This window comes from Mycobacterium arosiense ATCC BAA-1401 = DSM 45069, assembly GCF_002086125.1.
GTDB lineage: Bacteria > Actinomycetota > Actinomycetes > Mycobacteriales > Mycobacteriaceae > Mycobacterium > Mycobacterium arosiense.
In genome coordinates this window covers 56050-79471 of sequence record NZ_MVHG01000013.1, presented here as the reverse complement: position 1 = coordinate 79471, position 23422 = coordinate 56050, and the positions used below count along the sequence as shown (strand labels likewise).

Annotated in this window: 21 protein-coding genes and 1 pseudogene; 7 read left to right on the top strand and 15 right to left on the bottom strand. The window is 65.9% G+C overall.

From position 1 onward, the window contains the following. Positions 1-3: 3 nt before the first annotated feature. Positions 4-831 carry a glycosyltransferase family 2 protein gene (locus tag BST14_RS08460; protein ID WP_083064060.1) on the top strand — a complete coding sequence of 276 codons (828 nt, stop codon included), beginning with the start codon at positions 4-6 and terminating at the stop codon, positions 829-831. A gap of 115 nt (positions 832-946) precedes the next feature. Here the strand turns inward: BST14_RS08460 and BST14_RS08455 are convergent, their stop codons facing one another. The 3 genes from BST14_RS08455 to BST14_RS08445 are packed head-to-tail and all read right to left on the bottom strand — an operon-like array spanning position 947 to position 3422. Further along, on the bottom strand, positions 947-1726 hold the full coding sequence (locus tag BST14_RS08455) for an ABC transporter permease (RefSeq protein ID WP_083064059.1): 780 nt from the start codon (positions 1724-1726) through the stop codon (positions 947-949). An 11-nt stretch (positions 1727-1737) separates the two neighbouring features. After that, entirely contained in the window at positions 1738-2478 is a 741-nt protein-coding gene (locus tag BST14_RS08450) for an ABC transporter permease (RefSeq protein WP_083064058.1), read from the bottom strand. After that, entirely contained in the window at positions 2475-3422 is a 948-nt protein-coding gene (locus BST14_RS08445; RefSeq protein ID WP_083064057.1) for an ATP-binding cassette domain-containing protein, read from the bottom strand. The genes BST14_RS08450 and BST14_RS08445 overlap by 4 nt, the downstream gene beginning before the upstream one ends. A 347-nt stretch (positions 3423-3769) precedes the next feature. Between BST14_RS08445 and BST14_RS08440 the strand changes: the two genes are divergently transcribed. Further along, on the top strand, positions 3770-4375 hold the full coding sequence (locus BST14_RS08440; RefSeq protein ID WP_158085857.1) for a class I SAM-dependent methyltransferase: 606 nt from the start codon (positions 3770-3772) through the stop codon (positions 4373-4375). A 10-nt stretch (positions 4376-4385) separates the two neighbouring features. Here BST14_RS08440 and BST14_RS08435 read toward each other — a convergent pair whose 3' ends face one another. The 6 genes from BST14_RS08435 to mutA all read right to left on the bottom strand — a co-directional run bounded on the left by BST14_RS08435 (position 4386) and on the right by mutA (position 14209). Then, entirely contained in the window at positions 4386-6119 is a 1734-nt protein-coding gene (locus tag BST14_RS08435; protein ID WP_083064055.1) for a methyltransferase domain-containing protein, read from the bottom strand. Positions 6120-6297: 178 nt separating this feature from the next. Next, positions 6298-7575 (bottom strand): glycosyltransferase, encoded by a 1278-nt coding sequence (locus BST14_RS08430; protein ID WP_083064054.1) that lies wholly within the window; start codon positions 7573-7575, stop codon positions 6298-6300. 68 nt (positions 7576-7643) lie between these two features. Further along, positions 7644-8930 carry an esterase/beta-lactamase LipL gene (lipL, locus tag BST14_RS08425; protein WP_083064053.1) on the bottom strand — a complete coding sequence of 429 codons (1287 nt, stop codon included), beginning with the start codon at positions 8928-8930 and terminating at the stop codon, positions 7644-7646. Positions 8931-8982: 52 nt separating this feature from the next. Further along, positions 8983-9963, bottom strand: a complete 981-nt coding sequence (meaB, locus tag BST14_RS08420; protein WP_083064052.1) for a methylmalonyl Co-A mutase-associated GTPase MeaB — start codon at positions 9961-9963, stop codon at positions 8983-8985. Positions 9964-10073: 110 nt separating this feature from the next. Next, positions 10074-12326, bottom strand: a complete 2253-nt coding sequence (gene scpA / locus BST14_RS08415; RefSeq protein ID WP_083064051.1) for a methylmalonyl-CoA mutase — start codon at positions 12324-12326, stop codon at positions 10074-10076. A 5-nt stretch (positions 12327-12331) separates the two neighbouring features. Continuing rightward, complete coding sequence (gene mutA / locus BST14_RS08410; RefSeq protein WP_083064050.1) at positions 12332-14209, bottom strand: methylmalonyl-CoA mutase small subunit; 1878 nt, start codon at positions 14207-14209, stop codon at positions 12332-12334. A gap of 179 nt (positions 14210-14388) precedes the next feature. Between mutA and BST14_RS08405 the strand changes: the two genes are divergently transcribed. From BST14_RS08405 to BST14_RS08395, 3 genes and pseudogenes are all read left to right on the top strand, one after another. Next, positions 14389-15156 (top strand): TVP38/TMEM64 family protein, encoded by a 768-nt coding sequence (locus tag BST14_RS08405; RefSeq protein ID WP_083064049.1) that lies wholly within the window; start codon positions 14389-14391, stop codon positions 15154-15156. Between the two features lie 48 nt (positions 15157-15204). After that, positions 15205-16194, top strand: a pseudogene (locus BST14_RS08400) (chymotrypsin family serine protease). A gap of 154 nt (positions 16195-16348) precedes the next feature. Then, the gene (locus tag BST14_RS08395; RefSeq protein ID WP_083064085.1) at positions 16349-16765 is read left to right on the top strand and encodes a nitroreductase family deazaflavin-dependent oxidoreductase; all 417 of its coding nucleotides are present in this window, start codon (positions 16349-16351) and stop codon (positions 16763-16765) included. On the opposite strand, the gene BST14_RS08390 is transcribed toward BST14_RS08395, so the two are convergent. From BST14_RS08390 to BST14_RS08380, 3 genes are read right to left on the bottom strand one after another with little or no spacing between them, the layout of a single operon-like run. Continuing rightward, complete coding sequence (locus BST14_RS08390) at positions 16762-17118, bottom strand: DoxX family protein (protein WP_083064048.1); 357 nt, start codon at positions 17116-17118, stop codon at positions 16762-16764. The two genes, BST14_RS08395 and BST14_RS08390, sit on opposite strands and share 4 nt — an antisense overlap. A gap of 9 nt (positions 17119-17127) precedes the next feature. Continuing rightward, positions 17128-18261: an SPFH domain-containing protein gene (locus BST14_RS08385; protein ID WP_083064047.1), complete on the bottom strand. Its 1134-nt coding sequence runs from the start codon at positions 18259-18261 to the stop codon at positions 17128-17130. Positions 18262-18290: 29 nt separating this feature from the next. After that, a complete protein-coding gene (locus BST14_RS08380; RefSeq protein ID WP_083064046.1) occupies positions 18291-18728 on the bottom strand; it encodes an NfeD family protein in 438 nt (145 codons plus the stop codon). 57 nt (positions 18729-18785) lie between these two features. Here BST14_RS08380 and BST14_RS08375 point away from each other — a divergent pair, with 57 nt between their 5' ends. Beyond that, the gene (locus BST14_RS08375; RefSeq protein WP_083064045.1) at positions 18786-19730 is read left to right on the top strand and encodes an Rv1486c family protein; all 945 of its coding nucleotides are present in this window, start codon (positions 18786-18788) and stop codon (positions 19728-19730) included. Positions 19731-19736: 6 nt separating this feature from the next. Here BST14_RS08375 and BST14_RS08370 read toward each other — a convergent pair whose 3' ends face one another. From BST14_RS08370 to fabG1, 3 genes are read right to left on the bottom strand one after another with little or no spacing between them, the layout of a single operon-like run. Further along, positions 19737-20768 (bottom strand): ferrochelatase, encoded by a 1032-nt coding sequence (locus tag BST14_RS08370; protein WP_083064044.1) that lies wholly within the window; start codon positions 20766-20768, stop codon positions 19737-19739. A 6-nt stretch (positions 20769-20774) separates the two neighbouring features. Then, positions 20775-21584 (bottom strand): NADH-dependent enoyl-ACP reductase InhA, encoded by an 810-nt coding sequence (gene inhA / locus BST14_RS08365; protein WP_083064043.1) that lies wholly within the window; start codon positions 21582-21584, stop codon positions 20775-20777. A 26-nt stretch (positions 21585-21610) separates the two neighbouring features. Beyond that, positions 21611-22378: a 3-oxoacyl-ACP reductase FabG1 gene (gene fabG1, locus BST14_RS08360; protein ID WP_083064042.1), complete on the bottom strand. Its 768-nt coding sequence runs from the start codon at positions 22376-22378 to the stop codon at positions 21611-21613. Positions 22379-22526: 148 nt separating this feature from the next. Between fabG1 and BST14_RS08355 the strand changes: the two genes are divergently transcribed. Next, positions 22527-23366: a DUF559 domain-containing protein gene (locus BST14_RS08355; RefSeq protein WP_083064041.1), complete on the top strand. Its 840-nt coding sequence runs from the start codon at positions 22527-22529 to the stop codon at positions 23364-23366. Positions 23367-23422: the final 56 nt, after the last annotated feature.

Here is a 23422-nt window from a genome sequence, read left to right as displayed (position 1 = left end):
CCCATGACTGCGCCAATGTTTTCCATCATCGTGCCCGCATTGAACATGGTGACGACTTTGCCCGCCTGCCTCGAAAGCATCGCGCAACAGGTTTGCGGCGACTTTGAGCTGGTCCTCGTAGACGGCGGCTCGACGGATGGAACGCTCGATGTGGCGCATAGCTTCGCTCCCAAGCTGGGGACCCGGTTAATCATCCATTCCGGCCCCGACCGCGGCGCCTACGATGCCATGAACCGTGGTGTCGACATGGCCAGCGGGGCCTGGTTGCTATTTTTGGGTGCCGACGACACCCTGTACGACGCCGACACCTTGGCTCGCGTAGCCGCGTTCATCGGAGAACATGAGCACAGCGATCTCGTGTATGGCGATGTAATGCTGCGCTCGAATTCTTTCCGCCATGCAGGCGCCTTCGACCTCGACCGTCTGCTGTTCGACACCAACCTCGGCCACCAGTCGGTCTTCTATCGCCGTGAGATTTTCGACGGCATCGGCCCCTACAACCTGCGCTATCCTGTCTGCGCCGATTGGGACTTCAATATCCGCTGCTTCTCCAACCCCGCGCTGGTCACCCGGTACATGGACATCGTCGTTGCGCGGTACAACGACATGAGCGGGATCAGCATGAGCAAGGACAAAGAGTTCATGAAGCGACTCCCGCTGTATCTCTGGACATCGAACTTGACCCGCGGGATGACAAAGGAGGGCCGCCGCGCGGTGTTCATGGCGTACCTTCGGTGGTTCCGTATCCAGGCGTTTCGGGTACGCAACGCTAGATCGAGGTTGTTCCGCGCGCGTAGCGCTCAAAGACCCGCAAGCCCAGCCCGCCGCTAGCCTGCCAACGCACGCGGCATGCAGGATCGCCCGTCCCCGTACGTGGCAAACAATGGGCGCCATGGCTGTCACATGGGTAGCGCCCTCGCGAGTGTGGTTAAGGTTCCGGATGCTCTCACGCATTGGATTCGGCGGCGACCCGATACCCACGCACCGCGACCGGGACAGACACCGCTAGCAGTGCCATCGCCCAAGCCATGGTCATCGCCAGGGGCCGTACCAACGGGCCGCCGTGGGCCAGGGCCCACATGGCCTCGATGGGCGGTGACATCGGTTGCATGCGGACAAATGGCCGGAGCCACTCGGGGAACGTGTTGATTGGCGTGGTTCCGGGGTTGAGGAATGCCAGGGAGACGGTGCCGGCTGCCAGCCAGGTCATGAGGGAGACACCGTTGGTCCGGATGGCGATCGCCATGACCAGCGACGTGAACCCAACCACGAGGATGGAAGGGATCAGAACGTAGAGCAGTATGGTGAGCCAGCCATGCGTGAAGCGCAGCCCCATTACGACTCCGAGGGCGGTGATCAGAATCGTTCCGCCGAGAGCCCGCACGGCCTCTGCCGTCAGCCGTCCGGTGAGCGGGCTTGCTCTGTGGACGGGCAGCACCCACATCCGGCTCAGCATTCGTGAATCGCGCTCCATCGCGATGCCGAGCGAAGTGCTGAGGGCGCCAAACAGTGCGGACAGCACCGAGCACACCGGGACCAGGCCGTAGACGCTGGCGACGCCGGTGAGCTTATGGACGCGCTCATCCAGCACCACGACATAGACCAGCAAGAGGCAGACAGGGACAATCAGGGATCCCACCAGCACCGCTCGCTCACGCCGCCACTCGGTGAGGAGTCGCACGGCTTGCACCCAGCTCTGGGTCAGCAGCGAACCCTGCGTCTCCATACGATGTGACACTAGGTTCGCCTCTGCATCCGTAGCGTGATTGCGCCGAAGACCAGCACCATGCCCACACACCACGCCAGGCTGGGTGCCAGATTGCCGACTGTCACATGGCCACGGCCCAAGCCACGGAGTGTTTCGGCGACCAGCGACAAGGGCTGGTTGCGTACGTATGGACGCAGCCAACCGGGGAAGTTGGTCTCGGGGGCGATTCCCGTGGAAAGCATGAATAGCAGGAGTTGGGGGACAAACAATAGGTGGCTGGCGCCCTGCGGGGTGCTGGTACTCGAACCCAGCGCGTCGGCACCTAGTGCCACGGCGAGGCCGAATAGCAGTGCGATGGCGACGAAGGCCGCCGCGTAGCCCGGACCGCCGGTCATCCGGAATCCGAATGCATAGCCGGCGATGATCGCCACCGTCAGGCCGAGCGCGGCCCGGACCAGGGTCGCAATTATTCGCGCACTCACCGGGACTGCCGCGGCGATTGGCAGCGTCATCAATCGCTCCCCCAGCCCATGCAGGTGATCGCGTGCAGCGCGATCCGCGGTGAGCATTCCGGCGAAGACCACCGCCTGGAGCGCGATCGCAGGGACCAGATACTGCGCATAGCTGGTGTGTCCGGTGTCGACCAGGCCGTGCAACGCCAGGGAAAAGCCGACCAGATATCCGACGGGTGAGAATATCTCGAACATCAGCCCGCCGTCGCGTGCGGCGGCGAGCAGCGACCGTTCGGTGAGGGCGGCCAGAGCGGTCATGCTTGGGCGACTGTCCGCTCGGTGAGGTGCAGGAACGCCTCATCGAGGGACGGTTTGCGCAGCGATATGTCGATGAGTTCCACACCGATCGCATCGACCCGCCGGAACACCTCGCTCAATGTCGCCACACCGTAGGGAGCCGGCACCGACACCGAGTTCATGTCGGCGTCGATATCGATGCCATCGAGGCCGGTCAGCGCAGCCATGACCTGGTGGACGTCGGCCGGGTTCGCCGGGGTCACCTGGCAATAGCTGGTGCCCACCCTGCGTTTGAGGTCCTCGGCGGTACCGCTGGCGATCACCTGCCCGTGGTCGATGACAACGATCGAGTCGCTCAACACGTCGGCCTCTTCCAGGTACTGCGTGGTCAGCAGCACAGTGACGCCCTGCAGGGTCAATGAGCTCACCAGCGACCACACGGCTCGGCGGCTACGTGGGTCCAGCCCGGTGGTCGGCTCATCGAGAAACAGCACCTTCGGCAGCACCACCAGGGCGCTGGCGAGATCGACCCGCCGCTGCATGCCTCCGGAGTAGGTGGATACCCGCCGATCGGCGGCCGCGACGAGGTCGAACTGTTCGAGCAACTCGTCGGCACGAGCCTTCGCCTGTTGCCGGCGCAGGCCGCGCAGCCTGCCGAACAGCACCAGGTTCTCCCGCCCGGTGAGCATTGGATCCATTCCGGTGAACTGCCCGGCCATCCCGATGCCGGCACGTACCTGGGTGGGCTGACGGACGACGTCATACCCGCCGACGCGCGCGCTGCCCGAACTGGGCCGAATCAGCGTGGACAAGATATTGATGGTCGTGGTCTTGCCGGCGCCGTTGTGGCCGAGCAGGCCGCACACGGTTCCGGCCGGGACTGAGAAGCTCACGCCATTGACCGCGGGCGTATTTTGCCCGAATGTCTTTGTGAGGCCGACAACCTCGATCGCCAGTGAGCTCACGACTGGCAGTATTTCATGGTGGATGGTCGACGTGTCGTGGTATCGGCAAAGCATGATGCTTTCGAGATGTGGGCCCCTTCCGCTCTGGTGACTCACCGGAACTGGAACTGGTAAGTATGCCTGTCACAGCTGACGGGCAGGTTCCGCTGGTCACTGCAGCAATGTGAAATCGATCGAAGATGTGGTGTGATGTGGCCCCAAACGCAGTTCAGGGAAGTCGCCGCATATGGGCTGTCGTTGTGTCCCGGCGCTACGTCCCCTTCCCGCCGCTTTTCAATTCGTCACGCTGATAACTGCACCGCTGGGTGATTGATGCTCGCCGGGTAGGCGCTAGCAAGTCCTTCCGCGTGCTTGACGCTGGAGCAGGAATCGCGCCCTATCGCAAGCATTTTGAACATGTGACGTACGAAACTGCCGACTTCGGCCAGGTCAGCAAAGAGTACTCCCAGATCGATTACATCTGCCGGCTTGAAGAACTGCCGATGGCCGACGAGACCTACGATCTTGTGCTTTGCTCCCAGGTGTTAGAACACGTTCCCGACCCGGTGGCCGTTCTTCGGGAACTTAAGCGCGTGCTGAAGCCCGGTGGGCAAGCATGGGTGAGCGCACCGCTCTTCTATGAAGAGCACGAGCAGCCCTATGACTTCTGTCGCTATACGCAGTTCGCGTGGCAGCGGATGGCCGCCGAGGCCGGGTTTACCGTCGAGTCACTCGACTGGCTGGAAGGGTACTACGGCACCATCAGTTATCAGCTGATGATGGCCAGCAACGAGTTGCCATATGTGTGGCTGCCCCTACAATTCGCCTGCTTTGTGTTGTCTTTGGTGTTTGGATTCCTAGACACCAAATTCAAGATCACCAAGACAGGCATGCCAAAGAACTACCGATGCGTTTTCCGGCGGCCCCCTATTGATGCACTAGAAGAAGACGAGTTCGAAGTTAAACTCGGCTAGGCAAACGTGATCAATGGAAGGCACGTGAGATAATTGCTCGCATCAATCTATTTGCCATCGCCACGGTGCGGGAGTCTCGATGAGCCGACAACTTGGCTTCCATTTCGGTGAATGGGTGAGCGACCACCGCTGGGCGCTGCTTGCCCCGTTGTTTCACCGATCGTTGCTCGAGATCCGATAAGTATTCGCGCGCCGCTGCAGCCCCTGCGCCGTCTCTGGTCAGCACCACCAGATTGCCACGAAGCCATGGAAAGGTCGAAAGCGACCGCAGCACAAGGGTATCGAACAGGCACGGGTACCAGCCGGCTGAGGCGAATAAGTCGAGCCGCCGCGAAATGGATTGGTTGGTGTGGTTGCCGCCGGGCGGTCCTGCCGGCGCGCCAGAAATTATTATGCGCTCGCGCGCATGGCGCGCGATGTTATCAACGAGCGCATCTTCCGACGCCGGATGATGGATTGCGCCCAGGCTCATCACGAGGTCGAAAGTCTGTGCCAGGTTCAGCGGTTTGCCAAGGTCGGCTCGCACGTATTCGTCGGCTTCGAGGTACGTTGCCGTTGGATCGAAATTGTCGACACCCGTAATCCGTTCAGTCCCGTGAGAAGCGAAGTACTTCGCATATGCCCCAGAACCGCAACCGATGTCCAGTACGGAGCCGGGACGATACCGCTGTGCGACATACCGGAAAGGGGGGAGATCAACGCAGAGTTCGGTTTTGGATCTGCCGCCGTTCGTGAATGGTCGTGCGAAGTGTCTTCGCGCCCTAACCTTTCGGTGCGAGTTCCGCAGAAATTCGGTGTCCGATGCCAGCCCAGAGATATCAGCTTCCGGGTTGAATATTCTGTCGATGGACCGCACGACTTTTTGCAGCGGAGTGCAGGTGACCGCCGACCGCGCTGTCAATTCCGTATAAGCCGGCACCACCGGATCGCGTACCACGTCGCGCGGCCACCGCAGTTCAGCCCCGGAGAAGTCCGCATACTTGAGCGCTTCCATCGTCAAAACCTCGGGCGTAAGCGAATCGCGAATGATGCGCTCGTAAACCACTTTCCAGTGAATCGCGTGTGCCATGTCGAGCCGGTATCGATTTCGCTCCAGATTGGCGATCCAGCCGACCAAGATCTTACTTGTGAATTGATCAACGCTTCGCACGGGGAAGTGAGCTATCGTCGCATCCCGTAATTTCACTTTGCGTAGCGGAAGGCCCATGTGCCTGACGCCATGGTTGCCTTGGCGGATCTTCACCTTCATGTCGATCTTCGGCTTGGTGACGATGATCGGCTTGTACCACGCGCGCTCAACCAACTTCCGGTGGGTGATGCTCCGCAATGGATCCGACTCATCGCCTTCGGGACCGTCGGGGGCGGGAATGTAGGTGCGCCAGGAATATTGCGCTTGCGTACCAGGGCGCAGTGCGCGCAACTGTGAGTACAAGGTGTCCCGCGACGAGGCAACGATAAATTCATCGGCATCAAGCAAGAACACAAAGCGCGGCTTGAAGATTGGCACTATCCTGCGGTATACGGCCGTTACGATTTCTGCCTGAAAGTGACCAACCACCGGGTCGTCCAACAAAACAATGGGCAGCCCCTCCCGCTGTAGCCGAACGAGAATTTCACGAGTGTCATCGACCGAGTCGTTATCGACGATGACCAGCGCATCCATATAGCTCAAGTTATGCCGAGCGAACGCCTCAACGACATCGGCCTCGTTCTTCACCATGGCGATCCCGAGGGCTTCAAACATGTGTAACCCTGCTCCGGCGGCCGCTCGGACGAACCACGGCGGCGACTTTCATCCTCTGAGCGCAATATACGGCCGCCTCGCCCTGCCGCCGCGTTGCATCGTGCAGCTCTAGCACCCTATATCGGCCTTATGCTGTCCCGTCATCGCCCTCCCGCCCGTTTCGTATTGCGCACCACCGCTATGAGGCAACCCGCTTGACGCGGGCGAACTCCTCCACTAGTTCAGCAGCTCGCGCGACGCTTTCTGCGGGTTTAGTCATGTGGGTGGCGAAATCGCGAGCGCGAGTGGTGTATTCGGGCGCCAGAATACGCCGCAGGTCGGCGACCAACGACTGGCGGTTCGTCGCCGCAAAGCGCCGGGCGGTACCGACCTTCAGTCGTTTCACCGATGCGGCCCAGAAAGGCTGATCTCCCGCCGTCCACAGGATCAAAGTGGGCATCCCGGCGCGCAGACCAGCCGCTGTGGTGCCCGAGCCGCCGTGATGAACGACTGCACGGCAGGCGGGGAAGGTGGTGCCGTAATTCACCATGCCCGCCACCTTCACGTGCTCGAATTGGGGCGCACCGCTGAAGTCACGCAAGCCGGTGCAAACCAACGCTCGTTCACCCAGCTCCGCACAGGCCCCGCCAATCAGTTCGACTGTGGCTGCCGGTGATTCGACCGCTATGGTTGCCAGGCAGAAACAAATCGGGGGGCTCCCCGACGCGATCCATGACGCAACCTCGTCATCGACGTCCGTGGCCATCTCCATCGTCAGCGCACCGACGAAAGGACGCCGGTCGCCCCATTTCTCCCACTCGGCTTCCAGGCCAGGGAAGAAGGCCGTGTCATAGGCCTGGATTTCCAACGATCCGCTTTCCACTATCCGTCGCCCAGCGAAGCGGGTCGCTTTGGGTAGGCCCAGTTCACGGCGTTGCGCGTCCTCGGCCCTCTTGTTCATGCGCCAGCAGAACCAGTCGTGCAATGTCATTGCCGAGCGCAATACCGGCGATGGCACGCTATCGAAGAGCTGACCATTGGGCCGTATGGGGAAATAGTGCAGCGTGACAAATGGGGCGTGGTAGTACTCCGCGACACTGACGGCGAGATCCTGATAAAGCAGACCAGTGAACAGCAGGTCAGCCCCGTCGCACAGCGACGTCAGCGTCTGGCTCATTTCCTTCCAGTGCCGAAGGCAAGGCTCCCATAGTTCTCGCACCAACCTGATCGGCTCCCGGATAGTCCAAAGGCTGCGGAGCAAGTTCGGCCAGAAGCTCCGTAGGAAATTCTCGTCCCAGAATTCGTGCAAATTTGGCCCGTAGGCGACGGCCGAAAGTCCCGCTTTTTCAGCGAAACTTACGAAGTCGGGCGGGACGGCAATATCAACTTCGTGTCCCCTGCGAAGCAGTTCGCTACCGATAGCAACGGAAGGCTCGATATCACCGCGACTTCCGTAGCTTGCCAGCACAAATTTCATGCGGTCATTATCACGACGTTGTCGGCGTCGCGGGCGCTTTCGAGCCGAGTGCGCTTCGGGCCTTTGGGTCAGCCGGCGACGGCTTCCGGCTCGGAGAACGGCGCACCGAACTCGGTGACCGGACGGAATCCGCGCTTGCGCACCTTGTCGGCGGCCCGGCGGATCAGGGCATAGATCCCGACGAACGCCGCGTGATCGGTCATCACCAGGGGCGTCAGCAGCCGGTTGTGCACCAACGCGAACGCCACCCCCGAGGCGGGGTCGGCCCATCCCAGCGAACCACCCAACCCGACGTGACCGAAGCCGGGCATCATGCCGCCGACCGGCAGACTGTGATATCCCAGGTGAAAAGCCAACGGCACGTACAGGTTTCGGTCCGGTCGCAGGCTCCGCTCGCCCGTCAGGCCCGCGACCAGCTGACGGGAGAGGAAGCGGATGCCGTCAACCTCGCCGCCATTGGCGATCGCGCCATACATCCGGGCCAGCCCGCGCGCAGTGGCTACGCCGTTCGCCGCCGGGATCTCCGCGTCCAGCAAGGGAATGTCACCCTGCACGGCGGCGACCAGACCCTTGAAATACATCGACCGGTACGCCCCGGACATCTCGTTGGCGACCTTGCGCGTCACGTAGCTGAGGACGCGGTTTCCGATCATGTTTTGCGGGCAGATGATCTCGGCGACCCGCGTCGGCGCATTAGCCGGCGGCCGACCGAGGTGCAGGCCGTCGGTGCCCAACGGCTCGGCGAGCTCCTCGCGGATCAGCGTGGCCATGCCCTTTCCGGTCACGGCCCGGCCCAGGCCGGACATCAACCAGCCGAACGTCAGCGCGTGGTACGCCGATTTGCCAAGCAGCCGTCCGGGCGCCGCAGCGGCCAGCTTCTCCTCCATCACGACGTGATCGAGCAGTTCTTCCTTGGTGGCGCCGCGCAGGCCGGACAGCCCGGCCTCGTGTCGCATGACCTGGCGCACGGTCATGTCGGCCTTGCCGTTGGCCGCGAACTGCGGCCAGTACTCGGCAACGGGCGCCTCGTAGTCGATCAGGCCCCGGTCAGCGAGCCGGTGGATGACGGTAGCGGCCATCCCCTTGGTCGCCGAGAAAACCATCGCGGCGGTGTTCTCCGTCCACGGCCGCTGCCCGGCCCGATCGGCGCAACCCGTCCAGACGTCCACGACGGGCTGCCCGTCGACATAGACGGCCAACGCCCCGCCACCGAACCGGCGCGCGGGGAACATGCTGGCGAAACTGCGAACGACGCAACCGAAGTGTGAGTCCGCCGCGCCGGACACACGATGACCTGCGTCAAAGTCATCGTGGACACGGACCGCGCGGCGATCGACTCGGGCATCCACCGTCACAACTTTGAATTTACGTGCATTACACAACCGGCAGGAGCGAAACGGAAATTATTTACTCATCCGTTAATCCGTCGCTGGCCGTCAAAATCTGCTGGGCCGCCAGCGCGGGAGTTAGCTCCCCCGCCTTGACCTTTCGCTCCACGTCGGCGCGGACCTTGCGCACCGCAGGGTTGGTCAACAACCGGTCCAGCACCGTGTCGCGCACCATCTGCCAGGTCCAGTCGACCAGCTGATCCCGGCGGCGCGCCTCCAACTCCCCCGCCTCGCTCAGGACCTGGCGATGCCGTTCGACGGTGTCCCACAATTCCTTCAGGCCGGTCCCCTCGGCCGCGCTCATCGTGAGAACGGGCGGGCGCCAGAGCGTTTCACGCGGATGGATAAGCCTGATCGCCCCGAACAGCTCGCGCGCCGCCGACCGGGCCTCGGCGAGGTGATCGCCGTCGGCCTTGTTCACCACCACGATGTCGGCCAGCTCCAGCACGCCCTTCTTGATGCCCTGCAGCTGATCGCCCCCGCGCGCCAGGGTCAGCAGCACGAACGTGTCGACCATGTTGGCCACCGTCACCTCGGACTGACCGACGCCGACGGTCTCGATCAGGATCACGTCGAAGCCGGCGGCCTCGAGCAGCACCGTCGTTTCGCGGGTCGCCTTGGCCACCCCGCCCAGGGTGCCCGACGTGGGCGACGGCCGGATGTAGGCATCCGGATGCATTGCCAGGCGCGCCATTCGGGTTTTGTCGCCCAGGATCGAGCCGCCGGTCCGCGTCGATGACGGGTCGACGGCCAGCACGGCCACCCGGTGCCCCAGCTCGATCAGATGCATGCCGAGGGCCTCGATGCTGGTGGACTTGCCCACCCCGGGGATCCCGGTGATGCCGACGCGATAGGCGTTGCCCGAATCCGGCGTCAGCTCCAGCAGCAGCTGCTGCGCCTGCTCGCGGTGATCGGCGCGAGTGGACTCCAGCAGCGTGATGGCCCGCGGCAACGCCGCGCGGTCACCGTTGCGGACCGCCTCGGCCAGCTCCGAGCTCATCTCCAGCTCCTTCGGGCCCAGCTCCTTCGGGCCGCGAGCGTAAGCACACTGCGAAAAAACCCGGCCGAATCTGCAGTGTGCTTACGCTCGCGGAAGAGATCGTCAGCCATCTAGTCGAGCGTGTAACCCAGTCGCTCGGCGAGCTTGTGCAGCAAGCCGATTGCGGCGTCGGCGATCACGGTCCCGGGCGGGAAGATGGCGGCGGCCCCGGCCTCGTACAGCTCGTCGAAGTCACCCGGCGGGATGACGCCGCCCACCACGATCATGATGTCGGGCCGGCCCACCTCGGCCATCGCCTCGCGCAGCGCGGGCACCAGCGTCAGGTGACCGGCCGCCAGCGAGGACACCCCGACCACGTGCACGTCGTTGTCGGCGGCCTGGCGGGCCACCTCCTCTGGCGTGGAGAACAGGGATCCGACGTCGACGTCGAATCCGATGTCCGCGAACGCCGTCGCGATCACCTTCTGGCCGCGGTCGTGGCCGTCCTGGCCCATCTTGGCCACCAGAATCCTGGGGCGGCGACCGTCGGCTTCCGCGAACTTCTCGACGAGTTCGGTCGCCGTTGCCATGTTCGTGGCCTTTCCAGCTTCGTCGCGGTAGACCCCGGCGATAGTACGGATCTCCGCCTGGTGGCGGCCATACACCTTCTCCAGCGCGTCGGAAATCTCGCCGACGGTCGCCTTGTGGCGGGCCGCGTCGATGGCCAGCGCCAGCAGGTTGTTGCCCAACCCGTCCTCACCGGCGCGGCCCTGGGCGGCCGCGGCGCGGGACAGTTCAGCCAGGGCCGCGTCGACGGCCTTCTGGTCCCGGTTCGCCCGCAGCTCTTGCAGTTTGGCGAGTTGCTCGGCCCGCACCCGGCTGTTCTCGACCTTGAGGACCTCGACCTCGTGATCCTCTTCGACCTGGTACTTGTTCACCCCGATCACCGGCTGGATACCGGAGTCGATCCGGGCCTGGGTGCGCGCGGCCGCCTCCTCGATGCGAAGCTTGGGGATGCCGTCGCTGATGGCCTGGGCCATGCCGCCGTGCTCGGCGACCTCGGCGATGTGGGCGCGGGCCTTCTGCGCGAGCTGATGCGTGAGCCATTCGACGTAATACGAACCCGCCCACGGATCGATGGGCCGCGTGGTGCCCGACTCCTGCTGCAGCACCAGCTGGGTGTTGCGGGCGATGCGCGCCGAGAAGTCGGTGGGCAGTGCCAAAGCCTCGTCGAGCGCGTTGGTGTGCAGCGACTGCGTGTGCCCCTGCGTTGCGGCCATCGCCTCGATGCAGGTGCGGGCGACGTTGTTGAACGCGTCCTGCGCGGTCAGCGACCAGCCGGAGGTCTGCGAATGCGTGCGCAGCGACAACGATTTGGCGTTCTTGGGCTCGAACTGCGACACCAGCTCGCTCCACAGCAGCCGGCCCGCCCGCAGCTTGGCGACCTCCATGAAGAAGTTCATCCCGATGCCCCAGAAGAAGGACAGCCGGGGCGCGAACCTGTCGATGTCCAGCTCGGCGTCCAGGCCGGCCTTGATGTAGTCGACCCCGTCGGCCAGCGTGTAGGCCAGCTCCAAATCGGCTGTGGCTCCGGCCTCTTGGATGTGGTATCCGGAGATCGAGATGGAGTTGAACTTCGGCATCTTGGCGCTGGTGTAGGCGAAGATGTCGGAGATGATGCGCATCGACGGCTTGGGCGGATAGATGTAGGTGTTGCGCACCATGAACTCTTTGAGGATGTCGTTTTGGATGGTGCCGGCCAGCTTCTCCGGCGGCACACCCTGTTCCTCGGCGGCCACCACGTACAGCGCCAGGATCGGCAGCACCGCGCCGTTCATGGTCATCGACACCGACACCGTCGACAGGTCGATGCCGTCGAACAGCTGGCGCATGTCGATGATGGAATCGATTGCCACACCGGCCATTCCGACGTCACCCTGCACCCGCGGATGGTCGGAGTCGTAGCCGCGGTGGGTGGCCAGGTCGAAGGCCACCGACAGACCCTTCTGACCCGCCGCCAGGTTGCGCCGGTAGAACGCGTTGGACTCCGCGGCGGTGGAAAAACCGGCGTACTGCCGAATCGTCCACGGCTGGTTGACATACATCGTCGGATAGGGCCCGCGCACGAACGGTGGCTCGCCGGGAAAACTGTGCAGCGGATACCCGTCGGCTTCCACGGCGGCGCGGTCGGCACCGATGTAAACCGGTTTGACGTCGATGTCTTCCGGTGTGTGCCATTGCAGCTGGTCGGGTGTGTACAAATGCGCGACGGCGGCCGCGGCCACATGTTCTTCGACGGCGGCTTCGGTCGCCGGCGCGATCGCCCGCTCGCTGTGCAGCGGCACGTCGGCGAAGCTGCCGACAGCAGGTGCAGTGGTCGTCATTCTAACTACGCTCCCAGCCTCGTGAGCAGATCCGACAGAGCTTGCACCGCATTGATTTTCGCGGTCAGGAATTGGTCCGGTTGGTGCTCGGCGTCGGCGACGGCCTTCTCGGGCCCGGCCAGATAGACCCGCGCGATGCCGGCGTTGCGCGCCGCCCGCACGACGCCCGAAGCCTCGTCCTGGTAGCGCTTGTCGGTGCCGCAGATGACCGCTACCGTCGGCGACCCCGCGTCGGACACCGCCGAGGCGACGCCGCCGGCGTCGACCGTTCCCGGGTTGATCGCCTCGATGCCGCCGGAGGCCAGCAGGTTCGAGGCGAACGTCGCGCGGATGTTGTTTTCGGCCAGCGGGCCCAGCGGCAACAACAGCACCTGCGGGCGGGATCCGGTGCGGGCCAGGTAGGCGTCCGAGCGGTCCCGCAGCGCCTCGAACTCCGCGGCGTACCGCACCAGCTTCCCGGCGGCGAGCGGCGAATACGTCGAATCGCTTTGCGGCAGGGGCGGTTCGGTGAGGTTGGGGAATTCGTTGACGCCGGTGATCGCGGTCCGGCGGTGTGCGATGTCGTCGCTGCGACGGGCGGCGACCTCGGCGATCTGACCGGCGATGAAGTCGCGGGCCTGCGTGAATCCGCCCCGCGCCTCGATGGCCTGGAAGTGCTCCCAGGCCTGCTCGGCCAGGCGACGGGTGAGGTCCTCCACGAACCAGGATCCACCGGCCGGATCCAGCACGCGGCCCACGTGTGACTCCTCGAGCAGCAGCAGCTGCGTGTTGCGCGCGATGCGGCGCGCGAAACTCGTTGCCATGTCCGGGAATCCGCCGTCGATGGCCACATCGAACGGGAACACCAGCAGGGAGTCGGCGCCACCGACACCGGCGCCGAAGGCGGCCAGGGTGCAGCGCAGCATGTTCACCCACGGGTCGCGTTGCGTCATCATCGGCAGCGACGTCTCGGCGTGGGTGACGGCCGCGCCGGCGTCCGGCTCGCCGACAACCTCGGCGACCCGCGCCCACAGGTTGCGCGCGGCGCGGAACTTGGCGATCGTGATGAACTGGTCGTCATCGGCGGCGAACCGGAAGCTGATCTGCTGCAACGCCTGACCGATCGAGAGCCCCGATTCGGTGAGCACCCGCAGGTAACTCACCGCGGCCGCCACACTCGCGGCGAGCTCCCACGTCGCGTTGGCGCCGAGGTTGTGGAAGGCGGGCCCGTCGACGGTGATCGCACGCACCCCGGTGTGGTGGGCGGCCCGCTTGGCGACGGCGACCACGTCCTCGATCTTCGGCGCTGGCCGCTCACTGAGGGTTGCGCTCAGCGGGTCAGCGCCCAGGTCGATCGACAGGGTGGCGCGCTGGTCGGGCTCGACCGCATCAACCAGCGCCAACGCCGCGTCGCTGGCCGCCGCGTAGTCGGCCCCGGCCTCCAGGATCAGTGGCGCCATGCTCAGGTAGACGCCCTCGAGCGCCTCGCCCAGCTGGTCGGGCGAAACGCCCGACTCCCCGATCCGCAGGACCACCGCGCCGGCCCCGTTGCCGAGCGCGTCGAGCACCGCGGAGTTGACGTCCTTTGCCGCCACACCGGGCACCGGCGTCGCGGGGAAAGCCTCGGCGACCTTCCAGCCGGACTTGACGTCGCGCAGCGCGTCGCCGCCGCGCACGAAGGGCCACTCACCCGGCAGCGGCGGTTCCGGCAATTCGTCGAGTGCGGTGTAGAGCGCGCGGATCGCGATCCCGTCATACGTCGGGGTTTCCAGCAGCCGCTCGGGCGCGTCCCCCAACTGCTCGGGGTCCTTCCGGGTGCTTTTGGCCAGCACACCGGCGACCGCACTGCGCCAACGCCCGCGAACCTGTTCCAGGTCCGCGAGCTCGGGTACATCAATGGACACCGATTGCTCCCTTTTCCCAGCATTTAAGCTAAAGCTCTGGGGATACCACTTAGCTACCGAGGCTAATTGATGACCGCTCGTCGCTAAAAACCGCCAGGTGCGGCCGCCGGGCCGATTCCCGATGAAACACCGGCGTCGCGAAACGCCCTATTCACCTGCGGCCCGTACCCTAGGGAGCCGTGACGGGTTCCGCCACCAGCAAAATCGCCGAAACGCTGCGCGATCTCGGCTGCGCCATGGGCGTCGCCGCGCGAAGCGTGTCCCGGTCGCGGATCGCCTGGGCAGTGGTGGGCATCACAACGCTGGTGGTGCTGGCGTCGTGGCTTCCGCTGCCCACGCCGGTGCAGATGCGCGACTGGGCGCAGTCCGTCGGACCGTGGTTCCCCCTGGCGTTCTTGATCACCCACATCGTCGTGACGGTGGTGCCCATTCCGCGCACGGCGTTCACCCTGGCGGCCGGACTGCTGTTCGGGCCGCTGTTGGGCGTTGCCATCGCAGTGGTCGCCAGCACCGCGAGCGCGATGATTGCGCTGCTGCTGGTGCGCGCGGCCGGATGGCGGCTGAACCGGCTGGCGCGGTATCGATCCATCGAAACGGTGGAAGAGCGCCTGCGACAACGGGGCTGGCTGGCCATCGTGTCGCTGCGGCTGATACCCGCGGTGCCGTTCTCGGCGCTCAACTACGCCGCGGGCGCGTCGAGCGTGCGGGTGCTGCCCTACGCGCTGGCGACTCTGGCCGGGTTGCTGCCCGGCACCACCGCCGTCGTCGTTCTCGGCGATGCGCTCGCCGGTCACATCAGCGCGCTGCTGTATCTGGTATCCGCGATCAGCAGCGCGCTGGGACTGAGCGGGCTGATCATCGAAATCCGCCACTTCCGCCGGCATCACCGCCGTGCGCGCCGTGCGCAGCGCGACGAACCCTCGCCCGAGCCGGCCACCGTCGCCTGATCACCAACTTCGGTAAGACCGCCGCGCGGTGCGGCGAAGACCGCTGTAATGGTGAAGGTGTACGCCCTGGAGGTCGCGAGCTGGGGGACGCCGTACTCGCCGGCTCGCACCGTCGCGCTGCCGCTGAGCGCCCTGGTGTTAGCGGTGCTCGCCGTCCTGGGTTTGCTGCCCGACCGGGACGCACGGCGCCGCAGCCCGAAGAGGAACCCGTTCGCCGCGCCGGTCGCGCAGCCACGGCGCGCCAAGCTGCACACCACGTTGCTCACCCTCGCGGCGGTGTGCAGCATCGCCGCCCTGGTTACGGCCGTCTGCCTGTTTCCCAGGGCCACCACGCCGGCGGCGCAGATGCCGCCGCCCGTCCTGGCGCCGATCGATCTGCCCGCCGCCATCGCGGTGGGGCCGGGCGCGGGAATCTACGTCGCCTACGCCGATCGCTCCGGTGGAATGGGTTGCACCGCAGGCTTTCTGGTGCACACCAGCACCGGTGCGGCCGAGATTCTCACCGCCGGGCACTGCAACCGCCCCGGGCAACCCAGCAAGGTGACGATGAACCTGGGCGGCGTCCTGCCCTACGCGACGGTGGGCACGTTCCGCGAGACGATCAACTAGGGAGTGCACAACGAACAGCACGACATCGGCCTGATCACACTGGACGGCGACAACATCCCCCAGTCCTCGGCGGTCGCCGCGTCGGTGCCGGTCACCGGTGTCGCCAGCAGCCTGCAGATAGGCCAGCAACTGTGCAAGTTCGGCATGGGCTCCGGCGCGGACTCCTGCGGGCCGATCGTCAAGATCACCGACAGCAAGGTGGTATTCCTGGCGGGCGGTCACTGCGGCGATTCGGGCGGCCCGGTGTATCGGTACGAAAAGGACGGCACCGTCAGCGCCGTCGGCATCCTCATCCGCGGCGGCGTCCCCTACACCCCCAGGGCCCGGTGCGCGGCCCGGGCCAAATTCTCCGTCGCCGAATTGGTGCGGCCCTGGCTGGACAAGTGGCACCTGACGGCCGTGACCGCGCCGGCTTCCCCGCATCCCTGAAAGGGATAACCCACTTTGGCGGCCCAGTACCCTCTCGAGTGACCCAGCTCCGACGACCGTGGAGAGCCGCATGACATCGGACAACAACGGAGCCCGCCGGCGTCCCACCGGTGTCGCCTTACTCGCCGGACGGCTGCTGCGGTCGCGCCGCCTCATGCGCGCGCCGATCTGGATTTACAAAGCCCGCGCGGGCGCGTTGTTCGGTTCACGCATCCTGCTGCTCGAACACATCGGCCGCAAGTCGGGGCTGGCGCGCTATGCGGCGTTGGAGGTCGTCGACCACTCGTCGCCCGACACCTACGTGGTCGCATCGGGCTTCGGCCGAAAAGCCCAGTGGTTCCGCAACATTGAAGCCAACCCGCGGGTGCGGGTCTACGCCGGCAGCCGCCCGCCCAGGACCGCGACCGCGCGGGTGATGACCACGCCCGAGGCCGATAACGCCTTGGCCGCCTACCGATCCCGGCATCCGAAGGCGTGGCAGCGGATGCGTCCGGTGCTCGAGGAAGCGCTCGGCGTACCGATCACCGACACCAACACCCCGCTGCCGCTGGTCGAGCTGCGCCTCGACTAGTTCTTGTCGGGTCCCTTGATCGTCATCGCGGCGACCAGCGCCAAAAACAGGGCGGCCGGAACGCCGTTGACGACTTTGTCGCGCACCCGGACGTGCGCGCCCACCGCCAAGACGAAGTACAACGTCAGCATCGCCGTCGTCAGCCGCGCCAGGGCGGGAAAACGGTTGACCGACAGCAATCCGACGGCGGCGGCCGCCTTCACCGCGGGCAACACGGGCCGGACGTTCTCCGGCAGCCCCACGTCATCCAACACTTTCTTGATCGGCGCCACCTGAACGCCGCACAGTACCGCGTCGACGGCGTGGAAGGCCCCAAGCGCCGCATAGCTCTTCGGTGAAGTCAACGCACTCATGCCGCAATCCTATGGAGTCAGCTCGCCGGTCGCGCCGTCCGCCGGCTGGCGGGCTATCGCCTCCGCCTTGGCCACCGCCTGGGCGATCGCCGGGTCGGTCTCGGTGGAGAACCAGTCGGCGACGTCGGCGTCGTCGTCGGCGCTGTGCTTGGGGGCGTCGTCGACGGGCGATGGCTGGAAGCGGAACACGCCGTCCTGGCCCGGCGCCCCCAGCAGCTTGGTGAACCCCTGCAACGCCGCGCTGAAGTCGCTGGGCACCACCCACACCTTGTTGGCGTCGCCGCGCGCCATCTCCGGCAGCGTCTGCAGATACTGGTAAGCCAGCATCTCCGGGGTGGGCCGGCCGGCCTTGATCGCGGCGAACGTCTTCTCGATGGCCTTGGCCTGCCCCTGCGCCTGCAGGTAGGCCGCGGCGCGTTCACCTTGGGCGCGCAGCATCCGCGACTGCCGGTCGGCCTCGGCGCCCAGGATCGCGGCCTGCTTGGCGCCCTCGGCCGCCAGGATCTGCGCCTGCTTCTGGCCCTCGGCCTCCTTGATCGCCGCCTCGCGCATACCTTCGGCGGTCAGGATCATCGCCCGCTTCTCGCGGTCGGCCTTCATCTGCTTTTCCATCGACGCCTGAATCGACGGCGGCGGATCGATGCTGCGCAATTCGACCCGGGCGACGCGCAGGCCCCACCGGCCGGTCGCCTCGTCGAGCACGCCGCGCAGCTGCCCGTTGATCTGGTCGCGCGACGTCAGCGTCTGCTCCAGCGTCATGCCGCCGACCACGTTGCGCAGCGTGGTGGTGGTGAGCTGCTCGACGCCGACGATGTAGTTGCTGATCTCATAGACCGCCGCCTGGGGAACGGTGACCTGGAAGTAGACCACGGTGTCGATGTTGAGGGTCAAGTTGTCCTCGGTGATCACCGGCTGCGGCGGGAACGACACCACCCGCTCACGCAGATCCACGCGGGCGCGCACCCGATCGATGAACGGCACCAACAACGTCAGCTGCCCGCTGACCGTGCGGCTGTATCGGCCCAGCCGTTCGATCACCGCGGCCTCCGCCTGGGGTATCAGCGCCACCGACTTGGCCACCACGACGATCGCGAAGATCACCAAGACGACCAGCAGCACCAAACCAGCAACTGCACCTTGCATCGGACTTCCTCTCTCCGTCGTTGGCAGCGCTACAGGCTGCTTTTGAAGACGACCGCCGTGGCGCCGTCGATGTGCATGACGGTCACCGGCTCCCCCGGTTCGTAGACCTCGGCGTCATCGAGCGGACGGGCCGACCACACCTGGCCGTCGAGCTTGACCTGGCCCTCGTCGCGCGCGACCCGCTGGAGCACCAGCGCGGTTTTGCCCTGCAACGCTTCGATTCCCAACCGCGGCGCCGCGGCCGGCGTCAGCCGCCGCGTCAGCGGCGGGCGAACCAGCACCAGCAGCAGCACCGAGACCACCAGGAACACCGCGCCGTTGGCCCACACCGGAAGGTCCGTCACCCAACTGGTTAGCGCCGCGGCCAGTGCGCCCCCACCGAGCATCACCAAAAACAAATGGCCGGTGAGCGCCTCCGCACCGGCCAGCACCAGCGCGAATATCAGCCAAAGCACCGCGGCGTGCATGCGGCAAGAATACGCGTGATCCGCCTCTGCCGGGTAAAACAACTACACTGCGTTCTCGTGTGGTGTCCCAGTGTTTCGCTGTCCTTATGGGCCAATGCGTGGCTCGCCGGAAAGGCCGCGCCCGATGACGTCCTGGACGCGTTATCCGTTTGGGCGCCAAAGCAATCGGTGACCGCGTATGATGCGGTGGCCGCAGGCCACACCGGGTTGCCCTGGCCCGATGTGCACGACGCCGGAACTGTCACGCTGCTGCAGACGTTGCGCGCCGCGATCGGCCGGCCGCCGCCGGCGCACGACGGCGTCGGGTTGATGCGCGGATCGATCAACGTGGTTTTGCCGGTGCCGGGCGACGTGCGCGGGCTGGCCCCCGGGACGCAGTTCGAGCGGGACGCGCTGGCCGCCGGCGAGGCGGTCATTATCGCCAATCCGCGCGATCCCGCCACCGCGGTCGGCCTGGTGCCCGAATTCTCCTATGAGGACGACGAAGACGTGCCCGAGGACTACGAGACGCGGCTGGCCGAATTGTGCATGCTGACATGGACCGTGTACTCGCTGCCCGGCGCACCCGTGCTGGACCATTACGAGCTCGGCGACGCCGAATACACGCTGCGGTCGGCGGTGCGCTCGGCCGCGGACGCGCTGGGCGCCATCGGCCTGGGGACCGCCGCGTCCGACGTCGACGACCCGCGCGGCCTCGTCGAGCAACTCATGGAATCCGCACGGCAACACCGCATTCCCGACCACGCGCCGACGCGCGCGCTTCGGGTGCTGGAGAACGCCGCCCACGTCGACGCCATCATCGCGGTCAGCGCGGGCCTGAGCCGATCCGACTCTCCGGACCGGTTCGCCGCGCCCGTCGCCGCCGGCGTGGAACCACTGGGAACCCAATCCTCTTCGGAGGCCCGCATCGCCAGCGACGCGCTGCGGCCGCTCACCGCCGTGGTGCGTTCGGCCCGGATGGCGGCCGTGACCGCGATCCTGCATTCGGCCTGGGGCGATTAGCCGTTTCTAGCGGCCGGCCGCGCAGTGCGGCGGGCGGCACGGCGCGCCGTTGACGCTGGCGAGGCAACCGGGCACCGGGTCGGGTCCGGTCACTCTCTCGGGAGCTCGCCCGTATCGCAGTTCGTCGATCAGGTCCGCGGCCATCTGCGCGAAACGCGGATGCGCGTTAGGGGTCGACGCCCGCACCAGTGCCACGCCCGCCGCCTCGGCCTGAGCTGCCAACTCGTTGTCGAGGTCCCACACCACCTCGATGTGGTCGGCCACGAACCCGATCGGGCAGACGATGACGGCCTTCGTCCCGGCCTCGGCGAGGGTGGTCAGGTGGTCGGCCACGTCGGGCTCCAGCCATGGCACCTGGGGCGGCCCCGAGCGCGACTGCCACGCCAGATCGTAGTCGGAGTATCCGGCGGCGGCCGCCACAAGGCTTGCGGCGTAAGCGACTTGGCGGCTGTACAGCCGGGGCCCCAGGCGGTCGTCGGCGGCCACCGGGATCGAATGCGCGGTGAACACCAGTCGCGCACCGGCCTGTTGCTCGGCGGTCAGAGCGCCCGACGCCGCGGCTATGGTGTCGGCGAAGATCCGCACGAACCTGGGGTGGTCGAAATAGGGCCGCAGCTTGACCAATTCGGGCGCGTCGGGCCCGGCCGCCTCGCGCGCCCGGGCGATGTCCTCGACGTATTGCGTGCAGCTGGAATAGCCGCTCCACGCCGAGGTGGTGAACACCACGGCCCGACGAATTCCGTTGTCGCGCATGGTCGCGACGGTGTCCTCGACGTAGGGCTCCCAATTGCGGTTGCCGAAATGAACCGGCAGGTCCAGGCCGCGGTCGTGCAGCTCGGCTTCCAGCTGCGCGACCAGCGCGCGATTGATGTTGTTGATCGGCGAGACGCCACCGAAATGCAGGTAGTGCCCGGCGACGTCATCGAGCCGTTCCGGTGGCACGTCGCGGCCCCGGGTGACGTTCTCCAGGAACGGCCGAACCTGCTCGGGACCTTCCGGCCCACCGAAGGAGAGCAGCAGGACGGCGTCGAATTCCATTAGGCTTTAGAGCAATTGGGTGCTTGCGCCGCCGTCGGCGTAGATGATGGTTCCCGTCGTCGCCGGCAGCCAATCCGAGAGCAACGCGCACACCGTCTTGGCGACCGGCGTCGGATCCTTCATGTTCCAGCCGATGGGCGCGCGCTGGTCCCAGCCCTCTTCGAGCAGCTGCATCTGCGCGCCGGCCTCTTCGCCGAGCGCCCCGCCGACGATCGCGCTCATGGCCAGCGTCCGGATTGGGCCCGCGGCAACGAGATTCGAGCGCACGCCGAACTTGCCCGCCTCGCGCGCCACGAACCGGTTGACCGATTCCAGCGCGCTCTTGGCGACGGTCATCCAGTTGTAGGCCGGCATCGCCCGACTGGGGTCGAAGTCCATACCCACGATGGAGCCGCCGGGATTCATGATCGGCAGCGTCGCCTTGGCCAGCGAGGCGTACGAATACGCCGAGATGTGAATGCCTTTGGAGACATCCTCATACGGCGCGTCGAAGAACGGGTTGATGCCCATCCCCGTCTGCGGCATGAAACCGATCGAGTGCACCACGCCGTCGAGCTTGTTGCCGTCGCCGATCTCTGCGGTCACCCGCTCGGCGAGCGAGTCCAGGTGCTCCTGGTTCTGCACGTCGAGTTCGATCAGCGGCGCTTTCTCCGGCAACCGGTCGGCGATGCGCTGAATCAGGCGCAACCGGTCGAACCCGGTCAGCACCAACTGCGCCCCGGCCTCCTGGGCCGCCTTGGCGATGTGAAACGCGATCGAGGAGTCGGTGATGATCCCGGAGACCAGAATCCGTTTGCCGTCGAGCAGTCCTGCCATGTCCGTCCTTTGAATCGTGGTTGAAGTCAGTGGCCCATGCCCATGCCGCCGTCCACCGGGATGACCGCGCCGGCGATGTAGCTGGCGTCCTCGGACGCCAAGAAGCTGACCGCGCCGGCGACCTCCTCGGCGGTGCCGACCCGCTTGGCCGGGATGAAGTCCAGCGCACCCGCCTGGATCCGCTCGTCCAGCGCGCGGGTCATCTCGGTGTCGATGTAGCCCGGCGCCACCACATTCGCGGTGACATTGGCCTTGGAGAGCTCGCGGGAGATCGAGCGGGCCATGCCGATCAGGCCGGCCTTGGCGGCCGCGTAGTTGGCCTGGTTGCCGATGCCCCAACTGCCGGACACCGACCCGATGAAGATGATCCGGCCGAAACGCTTGCGCTGCATGCTGCGTGAGGCGCGCTGGGCCACCCGGAAGGCGCCGGTGAGGTTGGCGTTGATGACCTCCTCGAACCGCTCCTCGGTCATCCGGATCAGGAACGCGTCCTTGGATATGCCGGCATTGGACACCAGCACCTCGACCGGGCCCTGGTGCTCTTCGACCTCCTTGAAGGCGCGGTCGACCGCTTCGTTGTCGGTGACGTCGCACACGACGCCGAACAACCCCTCGGGCGCCCCGGATCCGCGGTGCGTGACGGCCACCTTGTGGCCGTCGGCGGCCAGCCGCTGCGCGATCGCCAGCCCTATCCCCCGGTTTCCGCCGGTGACCAGGACCGAACGGGATACGAATGCCGGCTTGCCGCCGTTGCTGGCGGGCTTGGAGGTGTGCTCGGTGGCTGCGTCAGTCACCCGGCCAACTTATCGCCTCGATGCGGCGGGGCCGAAATCTCCCCCCGTCATCTCCGCGAGCGTAAGCGGGCTGCGCTTCTCGGGCCGGATTTTCGCAGTGCGCTTACACTCGCGCGGTTCTGTCGGTGTGACTGCGCACACTTCGGCCATGACAGGCCCCTTCCTGGGCAGCGAAGCCCTGGCTGTCGGCGCGCTGACTCCATATGAGCTGCGCAGTCGATACATGGCGCTGCACAAAGACGTGTACGTCCACAGAGATGCGGAGCTGACCGCGGTATTGCGGGCGAAGGCCTGCTGGCTGCGGTCTCGACGCCGCGGCATACTCGCCGGCTTTTCCGCCTCGGCGCTGCTCGGCTCGAAGTGGATCGACCCAGCGTTGCCCGCCTCCATCATCGACACCAACCGCTGCCCCACTGCGGGCGTGCAGGTGTGGGAAGAGCGGATCGAGAACGACGAGATCACGGTCGTCGACGACATGCGAGTCACCACAGCGGCTCGAACGGCACTCGACTTGGCCAGGCGATGCCGGCTGGGTGTCGCCGTAGCTGCGATCGACGCCCTCATACAGGCAACGAACCTACAGGTTCCCGACGTCGAGCCATTGGTCGAGAGGTATCGGGGAGGCCGAGGCATGAAGGCCGCTCGTGTCGCTCTGAAACTCGTCGACGGTGGAGCGCAATCCCCCAAAGAGACCTGGCTGCGTTGTTTGCTGATCAATGCGGGATTCCCCCGGCCACAGACGCAAATCGCCGTGCGCAACGAATGGGGTTGCGCCGAAGCCTATTTGGACATGGGCTGGGACGATATCAAGGTCGCGGTCGAGTACGACGGCGACCAACATCGATCGAGTCGCCATCAGTACGTCAAGGACATCCGCCGGCTCGAAATGCTCGAACGGCGCGGGTGGGTCGTCGTCCGGGTCATCGCCGAGGATCACCCCGACGACATCGTCCGCCGGGTGCGCGAGGCACGCGCCTCGCGAGCGTAAGCACACTGCGAGAATCCGGCCCCGAAATCGCAGTGTGCTTACGCTCGCGGATGAGG